At 43.6% G+C, this 24,959-nt stretch carries 23 protein-coding genes; 12 read left to right on the forward strand and 11 right to left on the reverse strand.

The features are described from left to right. The 6 genes from murQ (at window position 1) to NTX44_15770 (ending at window position 7,761) form a co-directional block, all read left to right on the forward strand. The gene (gene murQ, locus NTX44_15745) at window positions 1-960 is read left to right on the forward strand and encodes an N-acetylmuramic acid 6-phosphate etherase (protein MCX6123066.1); all 960 of its coding nucleotides are present in this window, start codon (window positions 1-3) and stop codon (window positions 958-960) included. Between the two features lie 20 nt (window positions 961-980). Further along, entirely contained in the window at window positions 981-1,691 is a 711-nt protein-coding gene (locus NTX44_15750; protein MCX6123067.1) for a DUF2461 domain-containing protein, read from the forward strand. Window positions 1,692-1,768: 77 nt separating this feature from the next. Then, window positions 1,769-2,143 carry a ribonuclease E inhibitor RraB gene (locus tag NTX44_15755; GenBank protein MCX6123068.1) on the forward strand — a complete coding sequence of 125 codons (375 nt, stop codon included), beginning with the start codon at window positions 1,769-1,771 and terminating at the stop codon, window positions 2,141-2,143. A 127-nt stretch (window positions 2,144-2,270) separates the two neighbouring features. Then, a complete protein-coding gene (lon, locus tag NTX44_15760) occupies window positions 2,271-4,676 on the forward strand; it encodes an endopeptidase La (GenBank protein ID MCX6123069.1) in 2,406 nt (801 codons plus the stop codon). A 77-nt stretch (window positions 4,677-4,753) separates the two neighbouring features. Beyond that, the gene (dnaX, locus tag NTX44_15765; protein ID MCX6123070.1) at window positions 4,754-6,538 is read left to right on the forward strand and encodes a DNA polymerase III subunit gamma/tau; all 1,785 of its coding nucleotides are present in this window, start codon (window positions 4,754-4,756) and stop codon (window positions 6,536-6,538) included. Between the two features lie 206 nt (window positions 6,539-6,744). Further along, a complete protein-coding gene (locus tag NTX44_15770; protein ID MCX6123071.1) occupies window positions 6,745-7,761 on the forward strand; it encodes a PorV/PorQ family protein in 1,017 nt (338 codons plus the stop codon). 224 nt (window positions 7,762-7,985) lie between these two features. On the opposite strand, the gene pta is transcribed toward NTX44_15770, so the two are convergent. After that, window positions 7,986-8,966 (reverse strand): phosphate acetyltransferase, encoded by a 981-nt coding sequence (gene pta / locus NTX44_15775; protein ID MCX6123072.1) that lies wholly within the window; start codon window positions 8,964-8,966, stop codon window positions 7,986-7,988. 292 nt (window positions 8,967-9,258) lie between these two features. Here pta and miaB point away from each other — a divergent pair, with 292 nt between their 5' ends. From miaB to NTX44_15805, 6 genes are read left to right on the forward strand one after another with little or no spacing between them, the layout of a single operon-like run. After that, window positions 9,259-10,611, forward strand: a complete 1,353-nt coding sequence (miaB, locus tag NTX44_15780) for a tRNA (N6-isopentenyl adenosine(37)-C2)-methylthiotransferase MiaB (protein MCX6123073.1) — start codon at window positions 9,259-9,261, stop codon at window positions 10,609-10,611. A 4-nt stretch (window positions 10,612-10,615) separates the two neighbouring features. Continuing rightward, entirely contained in the window at window positions 10,616-11,335 is a 720-nt protein-coding gene (locus NTX44_15785) for an SPOR domain-containing protein (protein MCX6123074.1), read from the forward strand. Further along, a complete protein-coding gene (locus tag NTX44_15790) occupies window positions 11,335-12,453 on the forward strand; it encodes a sigma-54 dependent transcriptional regulator (protein ID MCX6123075.1) in 1,119 nt (372 codons plus the stop codon). The genes NTX44_15785 and NTX44_15790 overlap by 1 nt, the downstream gene beginning before the upstream one ends. After that, on the forward strand, window positions 12,450-12,965 hold the full coding sequence (locus NTX44_15795) for an LptE family protein (GenBank protein MCX6123076.1): 516 nt from the start codon (window positions 12,450-12,452) through the stop codon (window positions 12,963-12,965). Before NTX44_15790 ends, NTX44_15795 begins: the two co-directional genes overlap by 4 nt. Before the next feature lies 1 nt (window position 12,966). Then, entirely contained in the window at window positions 12,967-14,493 is a 1,527-nt protein-coding gene (locus tag NTX44_15800) for a glycosyltransferase family 2 protein (GenBank protein MCX6123077.1), read from the forward strand. Continuing rightward, window positions 14,490-15,770, forward strand: a complete 1,281-nt coding sequence (locus NTX44_15805; protein ID MCX6123078.1) for a hypothetical protein — start codon at window positions 14,490-14,492, stop codon at window positions 15,768-15,770. The genes NTX44_15800 and NTX44_15805 overlap by 4 nt, the downstream gene beginning before the upstream one ends. Before the next feature lie 176 nt (window positions 15,771-15,946). Here NTX44_15805 and rpsT read toward each other — a convergent pair whose 3' ends face one another. The 10 genes from rpsT to hemA all read right to left on the reverse strand — a co-directional run bounded on the left by rpsT (window position 15,947) and on the right by hemA (window position 24,959). Continuing rightward, complete coding sequence (rpsT, locus tag NTX44_15810; GenBank protein ID MCX6123079.1) at window positions 15,947-16,201, reverse strand: 30S ribosomal protein S20; 255 nt, start codon at window positions 16,199-16,201, stop codon at window positions 15,947-15,949. A gap of 88 nt (window positions 16,202-16,289) precedes the next feature. Then, window positions 16,290-16,877 carry a CoA pyrophosphatase gene (locus NTX44_15815; GenBank protein MCX6123080.1) on the reverse strand — a complete coding sequence of 196 codons (588 nt, stop codon included), beginning with the start codon at window positions 16,875-16,877 and terminating at the stop codon, window positions 16,290-16,292. Between the two features lie 15 nt (window positions 16,878-16,892). Continuing rightward, window positions 16,893-17,801 carry an alkaline phosphatase family protein gene (locus tag NTX44_15820; GenBank protein MCX6123081.1) on the reverse strand — a complete coding sequence of 303 codons (909 nt, stop codon included), beginning with the start codon at window positions 17,799-17,801 and terminating at the stop codon, window positions 16,893-16,895. Window positions 17,802-17,816: 15 nt separating this feature from the next. Then, window positions 17,817-19,037 carry an aminotransferase class I/II-fold pyridoxal phosphate-dependent enzyme gene (locus NTX44_15825; GenBank protein MCX6123082.1) on the reverse strand — a complete coding sequence of 407 codons (1,221 nt, stop codon included), beginning with the start codon at window positions 19,035-19,037 and terminating at the stop codon, window positions 17,817-17,819. 10 nt (window positions 19,038-19,047) lie between these two features. Beyond that, a complete protein-coding gene (locus NTX44_15830) occupies window positions 19,048-19,671 on the reverse strand; it encodes a cyclase family protein (GenBank protein ID MCX6123083.1) in 624 nt (207 codons plus the stop codon). Window positions 19,672-19,726: 55 nt separating this feature from the next. Next, on the reverse strand, window positions 19,727-20,797 hold the full coding sequence (hemH, locus tag NTX44_15835) for a ferrochelatase (GenBank protein MCX6123084.1): 1,071 nt from the start codon (window positions 20,795-20,797) through the stop codon (window positions 19,727-19,729). Window positions 20,798-20,847: 50 nt separating this feature from the next. Beyond that, the gene (gene hemE, locus NTX44_15840) at window positions 20,848-21,891 is read right to left on the reverse strand and encodes a uroporphyrinogen decarboxylase (GenBank protein ID MCX6123085.1); all 1,044 of its coding nucleotides are present in this window, start codon (window positions 21,889-21,891) and stop codon (window positions 20,848-20,850) included. A gap of 74 nt (window positions 21,892-21,965) precedes the next feature. Continuing rightward, window positions 21,966-22,667, reverse strand: a complete 702-nt coding sequence (locus NTX44_15845; GenBank protein MCX6123086.1) for a uroporphyrinogen-III synthase — start codon at window positions 22,665-22,667, stop codon at window positions 21,966-21,968. Window positions 22,668-22,744: 77 nt separating this feature from the next. Continuing rightward, window positions 22,745-23,683 carry a hydroxymethylbilane synthase gene (gene hemC, locus NTX44_15850; protein ID MCX6123087.1) on the reverse strand — a complete coding sequence of 313 codons (939 nt, stop codon included), beginning with the start codon at window positions 23,681-23,683 and terminating at the stop codon, window positions 22,745-22,747. Beyond that, window positions 23,676-24,959, reverse strand: coding sequence for a glutamyl-tRNA reductase (gene hemA, locus NTX44_15855; GenBank protein ID MCX6123088.1), 1,284 nt, complete (start codon window positions 24,957-24,959; stop codon window positions 23,676-23,678). The genes hemC and hemA overlap by 8 nt, the downstream gene beginning before the upstream one ends.

Here is a 24,959-nt window from a genome sequence, read left to right on the forward strand (position 1 = left end):
TTGTCTACAGAGAGAGAACTTTTTAATCAACTCCAATATTTAATGACAGAACAAAGAAACCTTGCGAGCATGGATATTGATTCTCGTTCTATCGAGGAGATTCTTGTTCTTATCAACAGCGAAGATAAAAAAGTAGCGCTTGCAGTTGAAACGCAAATACCATACATCACCAAAGCTGTTGAACTTGTCGTTGAAGCATTTCGGAATGAAGGACGCCTTCTCTATGTTGGCGCAGGAACAAGCGGAAGATTAGGGGTGCTGGATGCTGTTGAATGTCCGCCGACATTTGGAACAAATCCAGAAATGATCCAAGGGATGATTGCCGGCGGCGAGAAAGCAATGTTCCGCGCTCAAGAAGGTGCAGAGGATCTTGAGGAAAACGGCGCCTGCGATATTGATAATAAAAATATTGGAATAAATGATATCGTCTGTGGAATTGCGGCAAGTCTCCGCACGCCCTATGTTATCGGTGCAGTGAAACGGGCAAAACAGCTTGGTGCGCACACACTGTTTATAACAACAAATCCTCGATCCAATTTTCATCTCCCAGAATTTTCTGATATAGCTTCTGCAGTCGACATTGCTCTCTGTCCGGAAGTCGGACCGGAAATTATTATGGGTTCAACGAGAATGAAATCCGGAACGGCTCAGAAACTTGTCCTTAATATGATAACGACGGCGGCAATGATTCGCTTAGGAAAAGTGTATGAGAACATGATGATCGATCTTCAGACGACGAATCTAAAATTGCGCGAACGAGCGAAACGCATTGTTATGATAATCACACATGTTTCGTACGATGAAGCGACGGATTTTTTAACAAAGACAAACTTCCATGTAAAAACAGCTCTCGTTATGATCAAAGCAAATGTCTCACTCGAGGAAGCGCAAATAAGATTGAAAAATTCAGATGGATTTGTTCGCGCCTCGATTCAAGGAATAGAGTTTCGTAGTAAATAATTATAAAGGAGATTAATATTATGTCTAAGATACCTATCATGGATTTTGATCTCTATCCGCCATTTGAAGGATTTCCAAAAGAATGTATCAACTTTCTCAAACAACTCAAGCGGAACAACAATCGCGAGTGGTTTGAAAAACATAAAGAAGAGTACGAACGAAATGTGAAAGCTCCGATGCTTTCATTCATCGCGGCACTGCAACCGCACTTCGCTCGATTTGCGCCAGAGTTCGATCTTAACCCGAAACGATCCATCTTTAGAATCTATCGCGATATTAGATTCAGCTCGGACAAAACTCCATACAAAACACATGTTGCTGCACATTTTGTATTGAGAGGAATGCCAAAAGGTTTTATCGGTTCAGGTTATTATATTCAACTTGAACCAGGAGAATTTTTTGTCGGTGGCGGAATCTATCTTCCAGATGGTAATCAACTTAAAAACATACGGAAAGCAATTGCTACACGTGGTGAAGAATTTCTTTCGATTATTGAGAATCGTCGTTTTAAAAAACGCTTTGCGCCATTCGATTGGTCAAAACTTCAGCGTGTTCCAAAAGGATATGATGAGACCAATCCGATGGCCGATTGGCTGAAATATAAGCAATTCTTTGTCGGTGTTTCGTTGCCAGAAACGAAGTGCCACAGTGAATCATTGCTTGATGAAACTGCACGTATATGTGAAGAAGCGTCACCGCTTGTACGCTTCCTGAACAAAAGTTTGATGTAAATCATTTTAAATTTGAAATATATTGATTTTGTCGATCATACATAAAGTGCTTTGAGTTCTGCCTGAGGTATACCATCTTGTCTTACAATCCAAGAGAAAAAGCAATAAAGCGGTCAATAGAATTGAGGAAAATGCTTGGTGCGCCGGCGAACGATACCTGTGAAGTGGAGTTTTTTTTCTATACCGATACAATGGACAACGCACTCGATCTTATGAATGAACTTAAAAAAAAGAATTATTCTGTTGAATGTGTACCATCAAATAGCGGTGACAAAAAGTTTTTAATTACGGGGAATACACCGCAACTTACTATGCAATCAAAAGAAATGCTCGACTGGTCGAATCAAATGTATGATCTTGCGGCTGAGTTTAATTGTGAATTTGATGGGTGGGGTGCTCTCGTTGAAAACAATGATACAGTTGATAATAAGAGCAAAAACCACCCGTTCTAGCTTCTACCACCATTCCTTGACTCTCCTACCATTCCTCGGTATATTACAATCATGAAAATACTGGGTGTGTCCGTATGAGACGGATGTGCCCTCTTTTTGTTTTTGTAGCTAAAACCAGACCGATTCTATGAGTGATACCGCAAAGCCCAATCTGCATATTGAGACATTAGATCATATTCCAAACATTTTAACGGTTTTGCCGCTTCGGGACGTCGTATTGTTTCCGTATATGATATTTCCCGTTCTTGTTGGAAGAGAGTCATCGCTTCGTGCCGCGAACGAAGCATTGGAGAGGGGCAAGAATATTCTCCTTGTTGCTCAAAAAAATTCATCGGTTGATGAACCCACAGAAGAAGACGTCTATCGCGAAGGAACCGTAGCAAAGATACTTCAAATGCTCAAATTGCCGAATGGCTTGATGAAAATCCTTGTTGACGGCATTGCGCAGGCAAACATCAAGAAATTTATTCCCAATTCTAATTTCCTTGAAGCAGAAATTATTGTGAATCGCCTCGATCCGCCGGCAGGGCGTGAAATTGACGCGCTTGTTCGGCATGCATCTGCCCTCTTCGCAGAGTATGTGAGACTCAATCGTAATATTCCGCCCGAAGTAATTATGGCGTACGACGGCATCAAAGAACCGCAGCGGAAGATGTATTACATTGCATCCAATCTTGTCCAAAGCGTGGATGTGAAACAACGAATTTTGCAAACACCAGCGCTTCGTGATCAATTGTATGAGCTCTCAAAAATTCTCAGCACAGAAGTAGACATCCTGAAAATAGAACGAGACATTGATACCAAGGTGCAGGACAATATTCAAAAGTCGCAACGTAAGTTTTTCATTCAGGAACAGATCAGAATTCTTCAAGACGAGCTTGGTGATGATGAAGCTTCGCCAGAAATGGTAAAACTCAAAGAACAACTTCTTGCGGCGAACATGCCGAAGGAGGCCAAAGAGAAGGCATTTGAGGAATTTAACAAACTGAAGAAAACTTCGCCGATGTCTCCTGAGTTTGGCGTAACACGAAACTATCTTGATTGGCTCATTGCGGTGCCATGGCAGAAGCGGACAAAAGATGATTTATTGATTGCGTATGTGAAGGAAATCCTCGATGCGGATCATTATGGATTGGACAAGCCGAAGGAGCGAATTCTCGAAAATATCGCTGTGCTGAATTTAGTGAAAGAAATGCGCGGACAAATTCTTTGCTTTGTCGGTCCACCTGGTGTGGGAAAAACATCCTTGGCAAAATCGATTGCGCGTGCGCTGGGCAGAAAGTTTGTACGCATTTCGCTCGGCGGTATTCGCGACGAAGCAGAAATTCGAGGTCACAGACGCACGTACATCGGTTCGATGCCCGGCAAAATTATTCAATCGATGAAACGCGCTGGTGTTGTCAACCCCGTGTTGTTGATGGATGAAGTAGATAAGATGAGTATGGATTTTCGCGGGGATCCATCTGCAGCACTGTTAGAAGTGCTCGATCCGGAACAGAACATTGCGTTTAATGATCATTACATTGAAGTCGATTATGATTTATCGAAAGTCATGTTCATCACAACGGCAAATGTTCGCTTTGCCATTCCAGCCCCTCTGCAAGATCGTATGGAAATTATTGAATTGCCGGGATACCTTGAGTACGAGAAAAAAGAAATTGCCAAACGTCATATTGTAGGCAAACAACTGAAAGCGCATGGCTTGAAAGCGGATGAAGTTCATTTCGAAGATGATGCAATCACAAAGATTATTCAAGAATATACACGTGAAGCCGGTGTAAGAAATCTAGAGCGTGAAATTGCATCTATCTGCCGTAAAGTAGCGAAGGAAATGGTGCTGAAGAAACAAACGAATGGAATACAGGAAAAGATAAAAAAGAAAACAAATATTCTTGTGCTCTCAGAAAGTGTGGAAAAATATCTTGGTGTTCCAAAATTCCGCACAAAGCCAGCCGAATCACAGCCGCGTATTGGTTCTGTTACAGGCTTGGCGTGGACGAGCGTTGGCGGTGAGATTCTTAACGTTGATGCGACAATTATGCGCGGTACGGAGCGCCTGACACTTACCGGACAACTAGGCGATGTTATGAAAGAATCGGCGCAAGCAGCATTGAGCTACATACGCTCGAATGCGAAAAAGCTCGGTGTGAATCCGGAATTTAACAAGAATCGCGAAATTCATATTCATCTGCCGGAAGGAGCAATTCCTAAAGATGGTCCGTCGGCCGGTGTGACAATGGCTATGGCGATTATATCTGCGGCAAGCAATCGGCCTGCCTGCAACGATGTAGCGATGACAGGCGAGATTACATTGCGCGGCAACGTTCTCCCTATCGGCGGATTGAACGAGAAACTTCTTGCGGCACAACGCAGCGGTATCAAGACAGTATTAATCCCTAAAGAAAACGTGAAAGACCTGACTGAAATTCCAGACAAAGTGAAAGAGGGATTAGCAATCATTCCGATTGAGACGATTGAAGAAGCGATGAAGTATGTCTTCTCAAGTAAAAAGTCAAAAATCATCAGGAAATAATGCGGACAAAGATTATTCTGGATTTTATGTACTGAATTCTGTATCCTTGAATGAATAATATTCCACTGTGAGATGAAATGAGTTATCAAGTAACAGCGCGTAAATGGCGGCCGATGATCTTCGACGATGTCGTTGGTCAAAGCCATGTGACAAATACTCTTCGCAATGCGATTGCATCTCACCGCGTTGCGCATGCATATATTTTCAGCGGTACGCGCGGATGCGGAAAAACAACAACAGCCCGTATTCTTGCACGTTCACTCAACTGTCTCTCCCCTGTTCACCAAAATCCTGATAATACATGTGAAGTCTGCAAGGAAATCATCGACGGACGTGGTCTTGACGTCATTGAGATTGATGGTGCTTCCAACCGAGGCGTGGAAGAAATCCGAAACCTGCGTGATTCTGTCCGGTATACGCCAACCCGCGGTACATATAAAATCTATATCATCGATGAAGTACACATGCTGACGAAAGAAGCGTTCAACGCGCTCCTGAAAACGCTGGAAGAACCTCCACCACACGTTGTTTTTATATTTGCTACGACCGAAGTGCACAAAGTGCCGATGACGATTCTTTCCCGGTGTCAGCGGTTCGATTTCCGGCGAATTGCCACCGAAGAAATTGTTACGACACTTACAACAATCGCGCATGCAGAAAATATAACCATCGAAAATGATGCATTAATGGTAATAGCCAAACGTGCCGATGGATCTCTCCGGGATGCACAGAGTATTTTCGACCAAGTACGGTCGTTCTGCGGCAGTGAGATTAAAACGGCAGAACTGCTCAAGGCGTTCAATGTGGTCGACCAGGAAATTTATTTTCGTGTGTCCGATTTTCTGAAAAGCCACAACACACAAAGTGCTATACAGTTGGTTGATGAAGTTATAAAAAGCGGTTATGATTTACGTGAGTTTGTCGGTGGATTAACGGAACATCTTCGCAATTTGCTCATTGTGCGCTCCACTGAATCGACTCAGCTCATCGAAGTATCTGAAAATTATAAGAAGCGGTATGAAAAGGAAGCGAGTCAATTCACAGAGCAAGATATCTTGCGCTATATTAAGCAAACGAACGAATTAGATCAAGCGCTTCGATGGGCAGCACAGCCGCGGTATCGACTTGAAGCTGGACTCATACAAATGGCGAAGATGGAAAATTCTGTGCAGATTGGAGAATTGCTTCAACAAATCGAGTTGCTTAAAAAAAAAATAAGCAGTAGCAGCAGTATCAATGTAGCTCCATCGTCTCCAGACTCCATGCGATACAGTACGCCACCCTCTTCCGATCTAAGAGTTGTTGGCGAGGTTGGTGCGGGATACTTAAAAAGTAAATCTGCAATAAGTTATTCATCACTTATTGGTACGGATCTTACAAAGCTAACCGAAGTATCAAAACCTCTTGAAGTGCAGCATTCCATTCAAAGAGTTGCCGAACCGCCAGCAATTATTCAATCAGCTTCTGCCGACGAGATAACAGAGCAATGGTCCACGTTCGTTAGTAATGTTTCAAAATCACATATTGCTGTCGGTACGTCATTAACGGAAACGAGTATTCTGGATGTTCATAACGGTATGGTGCGTATTTCTTGTCCGGACGACTATCATGTTTCAACACTGAAACGGAATAGAGATTTTCTGGCGAACGTTCTTCATCAAGTGATTGGCAAACAGGTTGCAATAGAACCGGTTCTCCGTTCCGATGCAACTATACCGGTAAAAGCGATCTACACAACACCAACCGTATCTGGAGATATAAAGAATCTGGATGCGGGAGCTATGCAAAAGTCCCCGCATATAAACGAACATCCAATGCTCACCTTACTCAAACGCGAGTTGGGAGCAGAACGTATTGAATAGCTTGATTCTCTTCATGGAATCTTCTACCTTATAACAGAACGAAAGGAATACGCATATAGACAATTGTGAGAGAGTTGTGCTGTGCTGTTGTTGTGCATCGTAACTTATCTCGAACGTTGTCATCGACCAAATCACGCAACGATAGAGAAAGAGTTTGGTCATCAAACCCCGGCGCACATTGTCGGGTTTTTTGTCTTAGGTGGAATATGAAGAATCTAAAGGTACTTCTACTCGTGATGCTTATTGGACAATGCGCATTGTCTCAGCATATTGCAAAATATGCAGGAGAGTTTCTTTCCATTGGTGTTGGTGGCCGCGCCTTGGGGCTTGGTGGTGCGTATGCAGCGCTCGCGAATGATGCTTCGGCCGGCTATTGGAATCCGGCAGCACTTGCACGCATCGATTATCCCGAGGTGATGCTCATGCACGAGGAAGGGTTCGGCAGTTTGCTGAACTATGATTTCGTTGCCGCGGCAATTCCTTATAGTACAAATGCAACACTTGGTGTAAGTGTGATGCGTCTTGGTGTAGATGGCATCCCCGATACACGCAACGCTTGGGAAGATAGAAATAATAATGGTCTTTTTGATAGCGGCGATTATATCAATCCAGATAAAATTTCGTATTTCAATTCAGCCGATTGGGCAATATTCTTTTCCTATGCACAACGTACTTCTTCAAGTTTAATGTTTGGTCTCAATCTCAAAGTGCTTCGGCGTAATTTGGCAGAATATTCCGCAACAGGTATCGGCTTTGATATTGGAATGCTCTACTCTCCAGCGAATAATTGGTACGTTGCGGTAAATGCACAGGACATTACGACAACACTGGTCGCATGGTCCACCGGTACAAACGAATTAATCTCGCCAACATTAAAAGTAGGAACTGCATATTTTATAGATCTTTTTGGCGGACGATTTGCACCAACTGCAGACATCGACGTTCGGTTAGAAAATCGTCAATTCGCTTCTATAGCCCATCTCGGCCCTGTTAGTTTTGATCCACACCTGGGCCTTGAATTCGATTTCAAAAAATCTATTGCACTGCGTGTTGGGTACAATGATGTAAAGCAAATGACGCTTGGCGCTGGAATTCATCTGCGTAAGCTCGATATCGATTACTCATTTGCTCGATTCGACAAAGAGAATGACCTTGGAGATACACATCGAATTTCGCTGCGCTTGATATTTCAAGAAGAACGTCTCACAAGAGCGAAAGAGTAATTGCATGGATTCAACACAACGCGCGTGGACCCGCTTGACGCAAGGTGTATTTGGCGGTAATCCTGAGAGAAAATACTTGCAAGATTTTTAACGATTAGCAAGGATTGAATAGAAACGACCACGCGACACAGAACCCCATCCATCAAAAAATACCTCTGATGAGTTTTGAATGCTTCTTTCGCTCCAGGTATGACGTGTGCGCTTCACTAATGGAAGCGTGTTCGTTAGACGGCTCCCGCTACAGAATTAATCGCAACCATCGTCACAATGTCGCTCACACTGCATCCGCGCGACAAATCGTAGCAAGGCCTCTTTAAACCTTGAATAATCGGGCCAAAAGCTTCAGCCCCGGCTAACCGCTGTGTCAGCTTGTAGCTGATATTTCCGGCATCTAAATTTGGAAAAATAAAAACATTAGCTGAGCCTGCGACCGGACTACCCGGAGCTTTCTTTGCACTCACAGATGGAACAATAGCAGCATCAAACTGCAATTCTCCATCGACGATGAGGGTGGGCTGTTTCATTTTTACGATAGAGGTTGCCTTCTGTACTTTTTCTACGGAAGGATGTGAAGCACTTCCTTTTGTTGAAAATGAAAGCATCGCAACACGCGGTTCTTCGCCTGTCAACTTGCGATGATTCGCTGCTGTGGAAATTGCGATATCTGCAAGTTGTTCTGCTGTTGGATCCGGCACGACTCCGCAATCGGCATATGAATAACTTATATGCGGGAAAACCATCAAGAAGAAACTCGATGCAACTGCAATCCCAACAGGCATTCCGACTATTTGAATTCCCGCACGAATCACATCGCTTGTGGTCGAAAGCGATCCGGCGACACTCCCATCCGCCATTTCTTCTCGAACCATCATCGCACCAAAGAAAAGCGGATGTTTCATAGTCTGCTGTGCTTGTTCAAACTGTATTCCCTTCGCTTTGCGAAGATTGAAAAAAATATGAGTGAAGTCGGTAAGTTTCTCTGATTTTTCAGGATCAACAATACGTATTTTCTCCAAACCGACACCAAGTTGCTGTGCCTTGGCGCGAATTGCTTCTTCGTTGCCGATGAGAGAAATATTTGCAATCTGTTCATCTAAAATGATACGTGCCGCTTGAATTGCGCGTTCATCCATTGCATCGGGGAGGACAATATGTTTCTTGAGCTGTTTTGCTTTTGCTCTAATCTCTTCAATAATTTTTGCCATATAATGCCTTCTTATTTGTTTCTTCAAGTTATGGATTCTAAGAATATTTCACGATAAGCTGATTTTCAATTTACGCTTATTCGATCTCTTTCAATATACGACAGCATTTGTGTTCAATCAATCCCCAAAAACTCACAAAAAGGAGTACGCAACCTGCCGATTTGGCAATAGGATAAGAGGTTAAGATTGAAAACATCAACAATCTCTTTAAGATTAATTAACCTTAATGATGTGGGTGATTTGTTGTGTGTCTGCCATTGTTTCATTATCATGATTCACTAAAAAGAAAGAAATGCAAACGAATCGCAGTGTTTATATTGAAACGTACGGCTGCCAAATGAACATGGCGGACACAGAAATTGTCCTTAGCATTATGCGCGAAGCCGGTTTTACATGTACTGAAACACTCTCGAGCGCTGATATTGTGTTGATAAACACATGTGCCGTACGCGATAACGCCGAACAGCGAATCATCGGTCGGCTGGGTGATTTCAATCATTATAAAAAAGCAAATCCGAACGTTATAGTAGGTGTTCTAGGATGCATGGCAGAGCGTGTTCGAGATGAGTTGATGGAGTTAGGAGATTTTGTTGATCTCGTTATTGGACCAGATGAATACCGCAAGCTGCCCGCACTTATCGAGGCGGCGGATAGCGGTGAAAAAGGCATTGCCGTAAAACTTTCCCGCGTAGAAAAGTACGACGACATTGTTCCATTCCGCACCGATGGATTAAGTGCATGGATTTCCATTATGCGCGGTTGCGATAAATTTTGCACGTACTGTGTTGTGCCGTTCACACGCGGCCGCGAGCGAAGCCGTTCGTTGGCATCTATTATTTCAGAAATGGAAGATCTTTCACGCCGTGGTTTTAAGGAAGCAACATTGCTTGGTCAGAATGTGAACTCGTACAGCGATGGTGCATTCGACTTCGCAGATTTACTCGTCATGGTTGCCGATGTCGATAAAAAAATGCGTATAAGATTTATGACTTCCCATCCGCAAGATATGTCGGATAAGCTGATTGATGCTATTGCATCACGGGATAACATTTGTCATTATATTCACCTGCCGGTGCAATCCGGTTCAAATAGAATTTTAGAATTGATGAACCGAACGTATACAAGAGATCAGTATTTTAACCTCGTCTGTAAAATTAAAAAAATTATTCCTGATGTAAGCCTCTCCACCGATATCATTTCAGGCTTTCCGACCGAGACAGAAGACGATCACAAGAAAACGTTAGAATTATTGCATGAAGTAGAATTTGACGGCGCTTACACATTCAAGTATTCTCCGCGAGAGCATACGAAAGCATGGCACATGGGTGATGATGTACCTGAAGAAACAAAGAACCGCCGGCTCAGTGAAATTATTGATCTTCAGCGCACTATTTCACTTCGACGAAACAAAACTATGATTGGTGATACTGTAGAAGTTCTTGTCGAAGGATTGAGCAAGAAATCCGTTCATGAATTTTGCGGCAGAACCGATACAAATAAAATGGTAGTCTTTCCAAAAAATGGTGATGCTATTGGTGATTACATTGGTATTCGTATCGAACGAGCCAATTCCGCAACATTGTTTGGTACAAAGACCGGACACCAGCTTCCCCAGTTTGTTATACTCACGACACAGGAAGGGTAAAGCCATGAGAGTACTCATCAAAACGTTTTTCATTTCGATTAGTATCTTCGTTTTGTGCACACCACAGCTCTGTGCTCAGATGAACAACGGTGAACCGGATATTCGACGTCGTCTCGAAATGATCGAGAAAGGTCAAGCGGAAGCAGTGCGAGCCGAGCTTCCGTCACTCATGACGAACTATCAAAACAATCCTGGTGTGATGTACTTACAAGCAGTACTAACTACGGATGGTGCAGAAGCGGCAAAACTGTATCAGAATATTGTGGATAATTTTCCAAAAAGTGAATGGGGCGATGATGCGCTCTATAAACTGTATCAATATTATTATTCTATCGGATTATACAAAACCGCAAATCAAAAATTGACACAATTGAAAGAAGAATATCCCTTCTCCGCTTATGCAGCAGAAAAAAATTCGGTCGTAGAGGAAAAGCAGGCAGCGAAAGAAAAGCCAACGGTCATGAAACCCAAAGGAACTGTACCGAAATTTGCAACAAACTTTACTGTGCAGGTAGGAGCATTTTCGACGCTTCAAAACGCGGGAGAATTGAAAGCAAAATTTGAAAAAGAAGGATTTCAATCAAACATCTTTACCATGGTCAGCCAGGGCAAAAAACTGCATAAAGTTTGGGTGGGTGAGTTCCAATCGTATGATGAAGCGCGGCGATTTACTGCGGAAATTAAAAGTAAATTTAATCTGACATCGATAGTTGTTTCACGTTAATGGATCGAGAACTATTTCAGCAAACATACGGCATCGTTGGGAAATCGCCGGAGATACAGGAAATTGTTGACGTCGTTCAGCAGGTAGCACCGACAGACATTACTGTGCTTATCTCTGGAGAAAGCGGCACGGGCAAGGAAGTCATTGCCAAGGCGATTCACGGTGCAAGCAAGCGTTCTCAGCAAGCTCTTGTGTCGGTAAACTGCGGTGCAATTCCGGAAGGATTGATTGAAAGCGAGCTCTTCGGACACGAAAAAGGCGCGTTTACCAGTGCCGCAGATATGCGCCGCGGTTATTTTGAGATCGCAGATGGCGGAACTATTCTCCTTGACGAAATCGGCGAGATGCCGCTCGCTACGCAAGTGAAACTATTGCGTGTGCTGGAAAGCGGTGAATATATGAGAGTCGGTTCGTCTTCGGCGCGCAGGACAGATGTACGTGTTCTCGCGGCGACGAACAAACTGCTGGAGTATGAAGTTCAGCAAAAACATTTTCGTCCTGATCTCTATTTTCGACTGCGATCGGTAAATATTCATTTGCCGCCGCTGCGCAGCAGGAAGGAAGATATTCCCGCGCTTGTTGAGCAGTTTGTGAAAGAGACATCCGACAAGAACAAGATTCAGTTCGCCGGATTTACTGATGACGCAACTGAATTGTTGATGAGTTATAGCTGGCCGGGAAATATTCGTGAATTACGAAACGCCATCGAAAGTATGCTTGTTCTGGAAAGCGGGAAACGACTTGACGGGTACGATGTGAGAAAATATCTTCACGAGCAATCGTCAGTGGTCACGGAACGGAATCTGCCGGTTGTATCAAATAAAACTGTTGAGCAAGCAGAACGCGAGCTCATTTATCGTGCGTTGGTTGATCTTAAATCCAATATTATTGAGATGAAAGAACTGCTGACTGAACGGGTGTCCGTTGTAGATGAACTGCAAGGCAACCATGTACAACCACACAACGGCAACGGTGTTCTCACGATGGACGAAATGGAGCGACGAATGATTTCTGGTTCGCTTGAACGCAATAAAGGGAATCGGCGTCTTGCAGCAAAAGAGTTGAATATTAGCGAGCGAACATTGTACCGAAAAATAAAAGACTTTGGACTTCAATGAAAAAAAAGAGAGCACATTTTCTTCTTTCATTGCTCATTATTCTTCTTTCATTGCTCCTTGCTGGATGTACTTATTCTTTTAAGGGTGGATCGGTGCCGCCGCATCTGAAAACAATCGCGATTCCTATTGTGGAAGATGCCAGCCCCTATGGTGATCCAACACTCCGGGATACGTTCACGAAACAATTAGTAGCTCTATTTACAAACGATAATACACTTCAATTAACAGACCGCAATACTGCAGATTCTATGCTCGAAGGCGTGATAACAAACGTGAAAGACGAACCCGCGGTACTCCAAGGCAGCGAACAGGTCGCACAGCGACGTATTACGGTAACCGTACGAATGACCTTTCAGGATTTAAAACTTAGGAAAAAAGTGTGGGAAAAAGATTTTAGCAACTGGGGAGATTATCCTTCGGGCGGTGGTTTGACGCAGCGCAACGAGGGAGTAACAGAAGCGGTCAGAAAATTAACAGAAGATATTCTTAACGACACAGTCGCAGGATGGTAATATGACACTCGCAGTATTTTTCTTTAGGCAAGAAATTATCGAGAATCCAGCATTCTCGGATTTTGTAATGTATCTGTATTTTATTTCATTACTTATTCTCTTCGCGTTCGGTGCACATGGATTTGTGATGGTATATCATTACATGAAACAGCGCGGAATTGCAAATATTCAACCGCTTCTGAAGGAAACACCAGTTGTGACGATACAACTCCCACTATTCAACGAATTGTATGTTACCAATCGGCTGATTGATGCGGTATGCGCTCTTGAATATCCTAAGGACAAATTGGAAGTGCAGGTGCTGGATGACTCGACGGACGAGACAATTGAATTAGTGGCGAAAGCTGTAACTCACTATCGTGCTCTGGGATATGACATTAAACATATCCGCCGTACAAACCGTTCCGGTTATAAAGCTGGCGCACTGAAGCATGGGCTTGAAACCGCACGAGGTGAATTCATTGCAATCTTCGATGCGGACTTTGTCCCCAACACAGATTTTTTAATAAAAACAATTCCTCATTTTTTTACTGATCCAAAAATTGGCGTGGTGCAAACGCGATGGGAGCATATCAATCGAGAATACTCGATGCTCACACGCGCACAGGCATTTGCCCTCGATGGGCACTTTGTTGTAGAACAAGATGTGCGTAATAAAGCAGGATTCTTCATCCAGTTTAATGGTACAGGAGGTGTCTGGCGTAAGGCAACCATTCTTGATGCTGGTAATTGGCAATCGGATACACTAACGGAAGATCTGGATCTAAGCTATCGAGCACAACTTCGGGGCTGGAAATTCAAATATCTCACTGACGTTACATCACCGGCAGAATTACCCGCCGAGGTCAGCGCTTTGAAATCTCAACAATTTCGCTGGACGAAGGGTGCTATTGAGACTGCTCGCAAAATGATTCCAGTGGTATGGAAGTCAAATATACCACTGCGCATCAAGATTCACTCAACATTTCACTTGACAAGCAACATTGTCTATCCGTTTATAGTTCTGGCTGGAATATTGAACGGCCCACTCATTTTTATCAAACAACAAGGCGGACATGAAGCGTACTTTGCAATGATGTCTGTTTTTGTGATCGCATTCATCGGCTCATTCCTGTTTTATCTCATATCACAAAAAGCTGTTTATCCGGATTGGCGTCGGCGCATCATGCTCTTTCCCCTCTTTATGGCGGGCAGTATGGGGTTTGCGGTAAACAATTCGCGTGCCGTGTTTGAAGGGCTCTTTAAGCGTAAGAGCGAATTTGTACGGACGCCAAAATATGCTATCGAAGGCAAAAAAGACACCTGGAAAAAGAATATGTACATCAGCAAAAAGAAATTCGACTGGGTGGTAGCAATTGAAATTATTCTTGCTGTCTATTGCTTCTTCGGTGTGATTTCATCATTATACTATTTAGAGATAGCCGCAGTGCCGTTCCAGATGCTCTATTTTATGGGATTCGCATGTGTTTCGTGGCTCTCTGTCAGACACGCACTTGAGGCAAGAAAACTTCGTCAACAAACACAATGATCGACACAGCTCAACAGCATATTACTGTGCTGGAAAAGAAGGTCGGAACAGACGCCAAGTCGCCGCTCTTTGCTCAATTAGCTCACTATTATCTTGAGGCAAGGCGCGCACAAGACGCGCTGCGTGTATGCGATGCAGGGCTCGCAAATTTTCCGTTCTATACCACCGGACATCTCATCAAAGGTAAAGCGCTTGTCGCATTACATATGCAAGCGGAGGCGCGCCGCGAATTTGAATTCGTTCTTGATTTTCTGCCAAACAACGAAACATTAATAAATTTACTTGCGCAGATGCCGCCGGTAGCCGAAGAAACAATTGCGCCCCCGCCGCAAAAGGTACCACTTAAAACAGTTACACCGGAACCAGCGACACCCTCGTCGGCCAAATATGATTATCCAGTGTCCACTTCGCCAGAAGCGCCATTTAATCCGTTGCCAGATTTTAATTTTGGCGGAATTGAACAAGTGGTACCGGAACAACGACCTGAACCTACACCAACCGCTTCACAGGGACAAAATTTCTTTGATGAATTAACGCAAGCACCGCCTGCAACTCCACCAGAAAACACATTTGGTTTTGGATTTAATGAACCGTCAGTTGAAACGCCGGATACATTTAAAACATCGCCGTTTTCCGAATTCAATTTTCCACAGCCAGAACCGTTCAATGCTCCGACAACACCAACGCCATCAACAGAACCGTCAAGTGGATTTGAATTTACGCCACCGATCTCCGATATCAATTTTTCTTTGACTTCAGTGCAATCGGAAGAAGAATCTTTTGAAAACTATGCTTCGCGGCGGACGAAAGAACTTACTGGTGAGAACACAGTTTCACTGGAAGACTACCTAGGCAATAAATCTCCTGCAAATCCGCAAGAATTTTCACCACCAAGCACTAATTCAAATCCGCAGGAATTCACACTGCCGAGTACTGGTTTCATGCCGCAAGAATTCACTCTGCCGAGTAATGATTCCATACCCACTGGCGTGCAGAATAAGATTGAAGAGCTTACAAATAAACTGCAGAGTGCTGGCAAGATTACACCTGTTATCAACTTTGCGCAGAAAGAGACACCTGCCGCATCCGAGCAGGATACACCGGCGGGCATGGGCTTCGTAACACCAACACTTGCAGAAATTTATGCAAAGCAGGGCTGGTTCGACGATGCTATCAAAGCATACAGAACACTTGCGCGCAGTAAGCCAGCGGAAAAAGAACGGTACGAAAAACGGATCGCCGAGTTGGAAGAATTAAAGAAAAAAAGCGGAGGATAACAGATTCTACAACATTCTTGAGTTTAAATAAAAAACGTCCCGTTGAAAGATCCGACTGGACGTTTTGTTTTTATCAAGCTCTACTATGGTGAGAGATTTTCTAAAATTCTTTTACAAAATGCAAAAACCCCAATTTAATTTAAATCGGGGTTTTTATTTCGATGCGTAAAATGTGTTTACTTAATTTTGTTAACAAACTTTGTAAGTCTTGACTTCTGGTTGGAAGCATTATTCTTATGAATTGTGCCTTTCGCGCCAAGCTGGTCAAGATACTTGACAGCGTTTTTCAACGCGACACTTGCTTCCTCCTTAGTTTTGGAAGAACGCACTTTCTTTACGAGCGTTTTCACTTTCGAGAGGCGATTTTTATTGCCTTCTGCGCGGCTTGCATATTGACGAACTCGTTTAATGGCTGATTTATGTCGTGGCATTCCTTCATTCTCCTTTGTCCTGAATTCAGGGCATGTTGCTATTGCTTCAGTTTCTTTCTTGAGTAAATATAATTAAGAATTGCCAGATTTACAAAGTCTTTTTCCATCCATTTTGCTTGGCAAGGTCAAGCAAAAACGATCGTAACATAATTGCTGTCGCTCCCCAAATTTCATGGTTGCCGTAAGAATAATAATACACCGGTCTTTTTATTCCGTTGAATATAGGAAATTCTACTTGTTCATTCCGATTGTTGAGGAAGAAAGACAAAGGTACATCAAAAACTTCAGAGACCTCCGAAGGATTTATCGAGAACGTAATCATAGTTGGATAAAACGCTATGACAGGGGTGATGCAGAATCCACTTGGTGTAATGAAATCATTGTATAAGCCAAGTACTTCAATATTGTTTTTTGAGAGGCCAATTTCTTCTTCCGCTTCCCGTAAAGCCGTCGCAATAATTGTAATGTCCTCTTCGTCTTTTGTTCCGCCGGGAAAAGAGATTTGTCCCTTATGATGTTTTACACGGTCAGTGCGCTTTGTTAAAACAACATGAAGCTGACCGTCTTTTTCAAAAAGCAAGATGAGGACAGCCGCAGGAGTACATTCAGAATTTTCCTGTATGATGCGATGAAAGGATTGAAAAAAATACTTGATCGACTCAACAGAGAATTGCATGGGAGAGGAAAAATTTCATTTCTTGTTTTGAATTTCGACTTTATCGGAATCGACATCCCGCAGTAAGCTCGTTCCTATCGAAAATGGTGTTGGAAAAGAAAGAAGTTCACCGACCGTTGGTGCAATATCGCATTGAGTTCGCCTCTGCTTGATAATCTGATTTGCTTGGAACCTGTGCCCGACAGCAAGACAAAGAATATGTCGGCATCCTTCACAGCTATCACCATGGCTTTTAAAACCGCCATGTGCATCATCGTGCCTGCCATGATCATTTGTTACAAAAAGCGTCGTCGTATTCCGATAGAGAGAATCTGACTGAAGAGTCTGCCAAAGATTCCAAATAAGCGAATCAGCAATATGTATTGCAGTAAGATATTTAGTCCAACGACCTGAATGTCCGGCGCTATCGGTACTGGGCAGATTGATCATCATAATCTGCGGTCGGTTGAATGAAAGAATTTTTTTTACATCGCTTAACACAGAAATATCAGTAGAACTAATGAATGATGAGGCTCTATATTCTGTGCCATAATCAGGATGAGTACTGTAAGTAAGTATAGCTAATTTTTGTTTTCCAGCAACAACTGCGGCTGCTTTCATGGGTGCCTTAGTATATTTGCGGAAATATTCAAACACCGTTGGATGTTCAGGCCTGCCGTTTCCTTTATTGTCAATTGTTTGCCAAACTCCTGTTGCAATTGTTGCATGCCCAGGATCGGTTTTTGTCAAACCATCGTTATAAAAGTTTGTCCAAATGGTGCCAAGCATACGAAGTTGGTTCCAGATATGCGGTATGTACAGAGAATCTGAACCGAAGGTTTCAGAATAACGAGCGCCATCCATCACCACAATGATCACATTCTGGCTGCACAGCGAAAGAGAAAAAAAACATAGTAACAAGAAAAGGGAACGTAGAATTTTCATTATAATCAATTTCCTTTAAATCATATTCAGTGCTTGTTCAAAGTCTTCAATGAGATCTTCGATACCTTCCACGCCAACAGAAATACGGATCATTCCCGCTGTTACACCATGCCGCTTTAGCTCCTCGTCGGACATAAAGACATGCGAAGAATAAACAGGGATGCTTACGAGGGTCTCCACACCTCCCAGCGACATTGCGTTGACAGCAACTTTAAGATGATCACAAACCTTTGCTGCCGCATCGATCGGCGAATACCGTTTTGACGGCTTCACTTCAATTGTGACCATTCCACCAAAGCCGGTCATCTGCTTCTTTGCAATTTGAAATTGCGGGTGCGATAAAAGTCCGGGATAGATCACTCGATTCACCCTTTTGTTTTTCTCCAGCGCATGTGCAAGAGCAAGAGCATTTTCATTTTGTCTGTGCACACGAAGTTCAAACGTCTTCAGACTTCTACCGAGTAAATACGCTGCAAATGGATCAGCGCAACCGCCGTGGTATTTTCCAAGCGCGCGTACCCGCTTCACAAACTCTTCCTTGCCAACAACAACACCAGCGAGAATGTCGGTATGACCGCCAAGGTATTTTGTGGCGCTTTCCGTGATGACATCAACGCCGAATTTGAATGGATCCTGATTGAGAATTGTAGCAAACGTATTGTCAATCATTGTCAGAATAGGGTGATGTAATCTTTTTTCTGCATGTTTGGTTTGACGTACAGCTTCTGCAATATCCACGATGGCAAGCGTTGGATTGGTTGGAGTTTCAATATAAACGATCGTCGTTCGGTTGTCGGCAATACGAGCAATCTCTTCGAGATGATGAGGATCGACAAAGCGCACGCTGATATTTTGTTTCGGCAATTCGTCACGCATCCATCGGTACGTGCCGCCGTATAAAGCCGGCGTGCTGATGATATTATCGCCCGCTTTTGTCACCGCAAGAATTGCAGTAGTGATTGCCGCCATACCAGATGCAAAGATTGCTGCTGCTTCACCATTTTCCATCAACGCAAGTTTTTCTTCTACGTCGTGAACCGTCGGATTGTGGTAGCGCGAATACACATAGACAGACGGATCTCCTTTTGCATACCTGATTGCGTCTTCGGATGTTTCAAATCGATATGTGGAGGTTTGATAGATCGGAGTTGCAACGGGTCCCTTAAATGCAAATAGTTGTTTTCCATGAATTGCCCGTGTGGCGATGGAAAGTTGCTGGGAGATTTTCTTTTTCATAATAGTTTTTTCACTCCAGTATTCGTGCAATAATTCTCGCTGGCGAACTATCAGCATGAATCTTCAGCGGCAATGCGATCACCTCAAGTTTATTGGTCGTTAAAAGTTTGTCGAGGTTGGTCAGATTCTCTGCAATAAGTACGTTGTTTTCTAATAACAGTTTGTGAATATCAAAGGGATGCCGATCCGGCGACGGTGAATCAATGCAAACCATCTTCACCTGTCGTTGGATGAACAATTGAGCGAGTTCTCGACTGATTGTTGGATAATTATTAAAGTATTCTTTGCACCCGAACATACTGCTCATTCCTGTGTACAGCAAAACAATGCTTTGTGGTTGAACGAGTAATTCGTACTCTGTTGTGAGCGGAATATTGGTCCTGCCGGCAGCATTCAGAAGACATCCTACGCCAATGCATTGTTCCAACGGAATTTCATTTAAAAACTCTTCACTCTGTGTTAAATGCATTGGACCGTCAATGTGTGTTCCTGTGTGCATGGTGGTGGACAAATGGAAATTGTTGAATCCATCCAACGTAATGGTGTTCACTTTCAGAAGATGTGGCGGTTCATCACCAGGGTACACTGGCATCAAGTCGGTAAGGGGAAGCGATAGATCGATAAGTGTCTGCATAATTACATCTTTTTGTATTGATGTCAGCAATAAGTGAACTTTTCATTCACCAATCTTATAATTTATAAAATGGACATTTCTTGGGTCTTGTTCTATTGCTGTTTTCCTGCCAGAGCATTTCGCACATAGTATATTTGGCAGCATCTGTTACGTGCCGTATCACCAGGTCTGTTAAACATTCTATGAATTTCGGATGATCATTTAATGCATGCATAAGTTCAAATTGCTGAACACCTCGTGACAGTGCGTGCTTGCGTACATCAATATTGATTTCATGCAATGTCTCAATATGATCCGTTACAAATGCTATCGGAATGATGAGAAAGTGCTTACGATTTTCACCTGCGAGCCGCTCTACCGTTTCGATAAGAGATGGTTTGAGCCATTGTATTGGTCCGACCTTACTCTGGAAACAGAGTGTATGCGGAGAATTCCATTTTCCCAGATCAACTACCCGGCGCACAGTTTCTTCAATGTGTAACTGATACGGATCGCCTTTTTGAATATAACGAACAGGAACGCCATGAGCGCTGAAAACGAGATCAATATCTGCCGGCGAGATATTGAAGAATTTCTTCAGCGATTTGTTAATATTTTCGACAAACGCTTCCAATAAAGATGGATGATTTGGATAGCAGCACACAAACTGTGTCGGAAGATTCAATCCTTGTTTCTTTACCTGTCGATTCCATTCGTTGACGCTGGAACCCGTTGTCGCTTGCGAGAATTGCGGATAAAGCGGGAGAAGAATGAGCTGATCAAATCCAGCAGCTTTTATTTCACTTACAATTTCGTCTGTCATCGGATGCCAGTACCGCATAGCGATAAATACCTGCGCCTGAATACCTTGCTGAATGAGACTTTCATTGAGTGCCTTTGCCTGAAGGCGCGTGAGGTCGAGAATGGGAGACTTTCCTCCAATCAGTTTATAATTGTTTTGCACAATTGATGAACGCTTGCGGGATATCAATTTTGCTAACGGCCGGCGCGCTAAAAATGCTAACGGAAAATCGATGATATCAGGATCCATAAAAAGATTAAAAAGAAACGGTTCAATCGCTTCCAATGAATCCGGTCCTCCAAGTTGAAAGAGAACAACAGCAATTTTTTTACGAGTAAACGACATTGAGCTTTTAGCGCTTAACATTGTTTGATGGGTATCGGCTTTTTAGTTCGTTATCGATGATACTTCACACTTTCTTCTTTCACAGCTTGCACGAATGCTTTTGCATGCTCGACCGGAATATCCGGTAAGATACCGTGGCCCAGATTGAATATATGTCCAGATCCGTTGCCGAACTTCTCCAATATTTTCTTCACACCTTCGCGAATGCGTTCCGGCGGTGCGTACAACATCGTCGGATCGAGATTGCCTTGCAGTGCAGCGTAACTGCCAACCATCATTCTTGCCTTTGCGATATCGATGGACCAATCAAGTCCAACAACATCACAACCGGTATCAGCGATAGCTTCAATGGAATGTCCGCAGTCTTTGCAGAAGACAATTGTTGGAGCGCCATTGCGCTTGAGAAGTCTCAAAACTTGTTCGATATATTGGAGAGAGAATTCTTTAAATTCATCTGGCGGCAATATGCCGCCCCACGTATCGAATATTTGCACAGCTTGTGCGCCAGCTTCAATCTTCGCACTGAGATAGGCGGCAACAGTCCGTGCGAGTTTATCGAGCAAGGCATGCGCATCTTTCGGGTAGGAATAAACGAGCTCTTTCATAGCACGGAAATTCTTCGATCCTTTTCCTTCTACCATATAGGTTGCAAGTGTCCATGGCGATCCTGCGAACCCGATGAGCGGAACGCGCCCATGTAAATCTTTTCGTGTGAGCCGGAGTGCCTCCATCACATATTTTAGCTCACGAGTCGGGTCCGGGACGGCAAGTTTGTTAATATCAGAACGGGTACGAATGGGATTTTCAAAGCGCGGCCCGCCTTTGCCTTCCTCAACAAATAATTTCATGCCCATAGCTTCCGGCACAATAAGAATGTCTGAGAAGATAATGCAGGCATCAACTCCGAGTATGTCCACCGGTTGAATAGAAACTTCTGCTGCAAGCTCAGGTGTCTTGCAGAGCGTGAGAAAATCCACCTTTGCACGGACAGCTCGGTATTCCGGTAAGTAACGTCCTGCCTGGCGCATGATCCACACAGGCGTCCGTTCCACAGGTTCTCGCCGGCATGCACGAAGAAACAAATCATTTGTCATTCTTTGATAGCCTTTTTATATGAGTGTAACAGCAAATGAAAAGTCTAGAATTCAGAATACTTTTCCTTAAATCATTAACCGCCAAGGTACTCCACAATTCCTTGAACCAAACTCTCCGCTGTCTGCTGTCTGGCAACGAGAGTAACTTCTAATCCCGCTTCTTTGGCCGCTTCTGCAGTTGTCGGTCCGATAACAGCAATGAAAACGCGCTGCACTATTTCCGCGCTAATCATTTCCAAAAAATTACGAACGCTTGATGGGCTGAAAAATGTTATGATATCGATCTTTCCATCTGTTAAAAGAGCGCGAGTATGTTCGAGATTCTCCGGTTCTGGAATTACTGTTTTATAAGTTACTATTTCATCAACAACAGCGCCAAGTGATCGTATTTCTTGCGGGAGAACATCACGGGCAATATTGCTTTTCGGGAAGAGAAAGTGTTTTCCTGAAATATTCTGACCATAGAATGAATGTGCCAGATTTTCCGCAGAATGTTTCTGTGGAATCGGCTGCACAGAGAACCCAGTTGCCTCCAAGGTCGACTTGGTCTTTTCTCCGACCGCATACAGATTTCGCGTAGCTAATGTATTTAATGCCTGCGGACGGATAAGACGAATCCGCTGGACGAATTTCTCTACAGCATTTTTGCTGGTAAAGCAGACGCTGTCATATTCAGCAAGTTTCCAAATTTTCGCATCGCATTCACACCAAGAATCCGGATCGACAATCTCTATTGTAGGAAGACAGACTACTGACGCACCTCTGGATTCGAGCATGCCACGAATCTCCGAGCTTGCTTTTCTTGAACGTGTTACGAGTATTGTTTTACCAGAAAGTATCAAGATAGTATGATTCAGAATGGTTGTCTGATTTCCTCTAAAATTTCTTTTCCGCCTTGCTGGAACAATTCTTTTGCTAAATCAATTCCTATTTGTTCGGCATCAACAATTGTTCCGATTTTTTTCCCTCGTACAATTCGTTTCCCGTCTAAACTTCCAATCACGGCATTGAGCCGCAATTCATTTCCATTTATTTGTCCATAAGCACCGATAGGAATTTGGCATCCGCCTTCGAGATAATGAAGAAAAGCACGCTCTGCCGTTACAGCTGCAGCTGTTGTCTGATCGTGAAGCGGGCGAAGCATTTCTTGAACGCGCTGATCACCGATCCTGATTTCAATTGCCAGTGCACCTTGGCCAACAGCTGGAAGCATGAGTTCAAGCGGTAAAATATCCGTAATTCGAGACGCCCAGCCAAGGCGAGTAACACCTGCTTGTGCGAGAATCATTCCGTCCCATTCGGACGAATCTAATTTTTTCATCCGTGTATTCAGATTGCCTCGAATTTCAACGATTTGTAGGTCGGGACGTGTGTTAAGCAATTGACATTTTCGGCGCAGACTTCCCGTTGCGATGATGGCGTTTAGAGGAATGCCGACGAATGTTTGATGTGATTTCTTCGGATTGGTGATGAACACATCGTGCACATCTTCTCTCTCGAGCACAGCAGCGATGAGAAGTCCCTCGGGAATAAGGGTTGGTACATCCTTAAAGCTGTGCACGGCAATATCCACGCGGTTTTCCAATAAAGCAATTTCAAGCTCTTTGGTGAAAAGACCCTTATCACCAATTTTTGCAAGCGGTGCATCAAGGATTTTATCGCCGGTGGTTTTTATCTTTTGTACATCGATAGCAAGGCCGGGGAAACGTGCTTCGAGCAGTGCTTTCACGTGATATGTTTGCCAAAGCGCAAGTTCACTGCTGCGCGTGCCGATGCGAATAGTATTAAGCATCAGAATCTTCCTTGGGCAGATTGGTAAGTCCAAATAATTTTTGAATGGCACTCATCTTTTGCAAACGTTCCACGAGCGATGTTTCTTGCCCGCCTCTTAAATTTACAATTGGCGCGTGTACAATTTTATTAATAATGCGTTTTGTCACCAACTCCACAAGTTCGCGGTCTTTCGGGTCGAACCGGTTTATGTTTTTGGCAAGCTCTTCCTGCCGGATGTTTTCCATGAACTGTGTGAGTGCGGTAATCGTAGGATTGACTTCGAGTGACGAATACCAGCGTGTCAGCTCAGTAAGGACCTCTGTGATAATGGCTTCGACTTTTGGAATTTCTGCTCGTCGTTTTTGCAGATTTTCTTCAACCATTAAATTGAGCGTGTCGAGATCGTAAAGAAAAACATTTTCAATATTTTTTACTTCCGGGTCGATGTTACGCGGAACGCCGATATCAATTACGAATAAGGTCTTATTACTATGATGCTCCAAGGCGCGCTGAATATCAGGTGCAGCGAGAATGAACTTATTCACCTCGACAGACGAAATCACAATATCTACATCGGGAAGTGTATCGACCCAGTTGCCGAAGGGAATAACCACGCCCTGAACTTTTGCTGCGAGCTGTTCGGCGCGCTCCTGTGTGCGATTTGTGATGAAAAGCCTGCCGATTTCTTTACCGCGTAAATGGGTTGCTGTTAACACTGCTGTTTCACCGGCGCCAATAACAAGCGCAGACTTCTTGTGCAAATCATCGAAAATCTTTTCCGCTAATTCTACTGCGGCATAGCTGACGGAGACGGCGCCATCTCCAATTTCTGTTTCCGTCCGTGCGCGTTTACCAGCACGAAAGGCAAGTTGGAATAGACGGTTCATAAAAAAGCCTGCTGTGCCAAGTTCTGTGGCGAGGAGAAATCCTTCTTTCACCTGGGCGAGAATCTGCACATCACCCAACACCATTGAGTCAATGCCGGCAGCAACACGAAAGAGATGCCGCGCTGCATCACCTGCCGTGAGCGTGAAGAGGTCAGATAATTGAACTTTGCCATCTGCCGCTTTTTGCACGATTAATATTCTTTTAATATCCTCTGCTGGAAGTGTGTTGTTTTCGGTTAACACGTACAGTTCAGTCCTGTTGCATGTAGAGAACATGACGCATTCTTCTATGCCGGTAGGTTTCAAAAGAGGCAGGGTTTGACGTATTTCCTCGGAAGAAAACCAGAGCCGTTCACGAACATCCAGTGGAGCCGTGTGGTGTGATATGCCAGCGCAAAGAAGATTCAT

It is taken from the genome of Ignavibacteriales bacterium (assembly GCA_026390575.1).
Classification (GTDB): domain Bacteria; phylum Bacteroidota; class Ignavibacteria; order UBA10030; family UBA10030; genus Fen-1298.

Bases quoted from the DNA above. Each gene is read 5' to 3' on its own strand.
- NTX44_15750 (MCX6123067.1), top strand. From the start codon at position 981: ATGTCTAAGATACCTATCATGGATTTTGATCTCTATCCGCCATTTGAA.
- lon (MCX6123069.1), top strand. From the start codon at position 2,271: ATGAGTGATACCGCAAAGCCCAATCTGCATATTGAGACATTAGATCAT.
- dnaX (MCX6123070.1), top strand. From the start codon at position 4,754: ATGAGTTATCAAGTAACAGCGCGTAAATGGCGGCCGATGATCTTCGAC.
- NTX44_15770 (MCX6123071.1), top strand. From the start codon at position 6,745: ATGAAGAATCTAAAGGTACTTCTACTCGTGATGCTTATTGGACAATGC.
- pta (MCX6123072.1), bottom strand. From the start codon at position 8,966: ATGGCAAAAATTATTGAAGAGATTAGAGCAAAAGCAAAACAGCTCAAG.
- miaB (MCX6123073.1), top strand. From the start codon at position 9,259: ATGCAAACGAATCGCAGTGTTTATATTGAAACGTACGGCTGCCAAATG.
- NTX44_15785 (MCX6123074.1), top strand. From the start codon at position 10,616: ATGAGAGTACTCATCAAAACGTTTTTCATTTCGATTAGTATCTTCGTT.
- NTX44_15790 (MCX6123075.1), top strand. From the start codon at position 11,335: ATGGATCGAGAACTATTTCAGCAAACATACGGCATCGTTGGGAAATCG.
- NTX44_15795 (MCX6123076.1), top strand. From the start codon at position 12,450: ATGAAAAAAAAGAGAGCACATTTTCTTCTTTCATTGCTCATTATTCTT.
- NTX44_15800 (MCX6123077.1), top strand. From the start codon at position 12,967: ATGACACTCGCAGTATTTTTCTTTAGGCAAGAAATTATCGAGAATCCA.
- NTX44_15805 (MCX6123078.1), top strand. From the start codon at position 14,490: ATGATCGACACAGCTCAACAGCATATTACTGTGCTGGAAAAGAAGGTC.
- rpsT (MCX6123079.1), bottom strand. From the start codon at position 16,201: ATGCCACGACATAAATCAGCCATTAAACGAGTTCGTCAATATGCAAGC.
- NTX44_15815 (MCX6123080.1), bottom strand. From the start codon at position 16,877: ATGCAATTCTCTGTTGAGTCGATCAAGTATTTTTTTCAATCCTTTCAT.
- NTX44_15820 (MCX6123081.1), bottom strand. From the start codon at position 17,801: ATGAAAATTCTACGTTCCCTTTTCTTGTTACTATGTTTTTTTTCTCTT.
- NTX44_15825 (MCX6123082.1), bottom strand. From the start codon at position 19,037: ATGAAAAAGAAAATCTCCCAGCAACTTTCCATCGCCACACGGGCAATT.
- NTX44_15830 (MCX6123083.1), bottom strand. From the start codon at position 19,671: ATGCAGACACTTATCGATCTATCGCTTCCCCTTACCGACTTGATGCCA.
- hemH (MCX6123084.1), bottom strand. From the start codon at position 20,797: ATGTCGTTTACTCGTAAAAAAATTGCTGTTGTTCTCTTTCAACTTGGA.
- hemE (MCX6123085.1), bottom strand. From the start codon at position 21,891: ATGACAAATGATTTGTTTCTTCGTGCATGCCGGCGAGAACCTGTGGAA.
- NTX44_15845 (MCX6123086.1), bottom strand. From the start codon at position 22,667: ATGCTCGAATCCAGAGGTGCGTCAGTAGTCTGTCTTCCTACAATAGAG.
- hemC (MCX6123087.1), bottom strand. From the start codon at position 23,683: ATGCTTAATACTATTCGCATCGGCACGCGCAGCAGTGAACTTGCGCTT.
- hemA (MCX6123088.1), bottom strand. From the start codon at position 24,959: ATGAATCTTCTTTGCGCTGGCATATCACACCACACGGCTCCACTGGAT.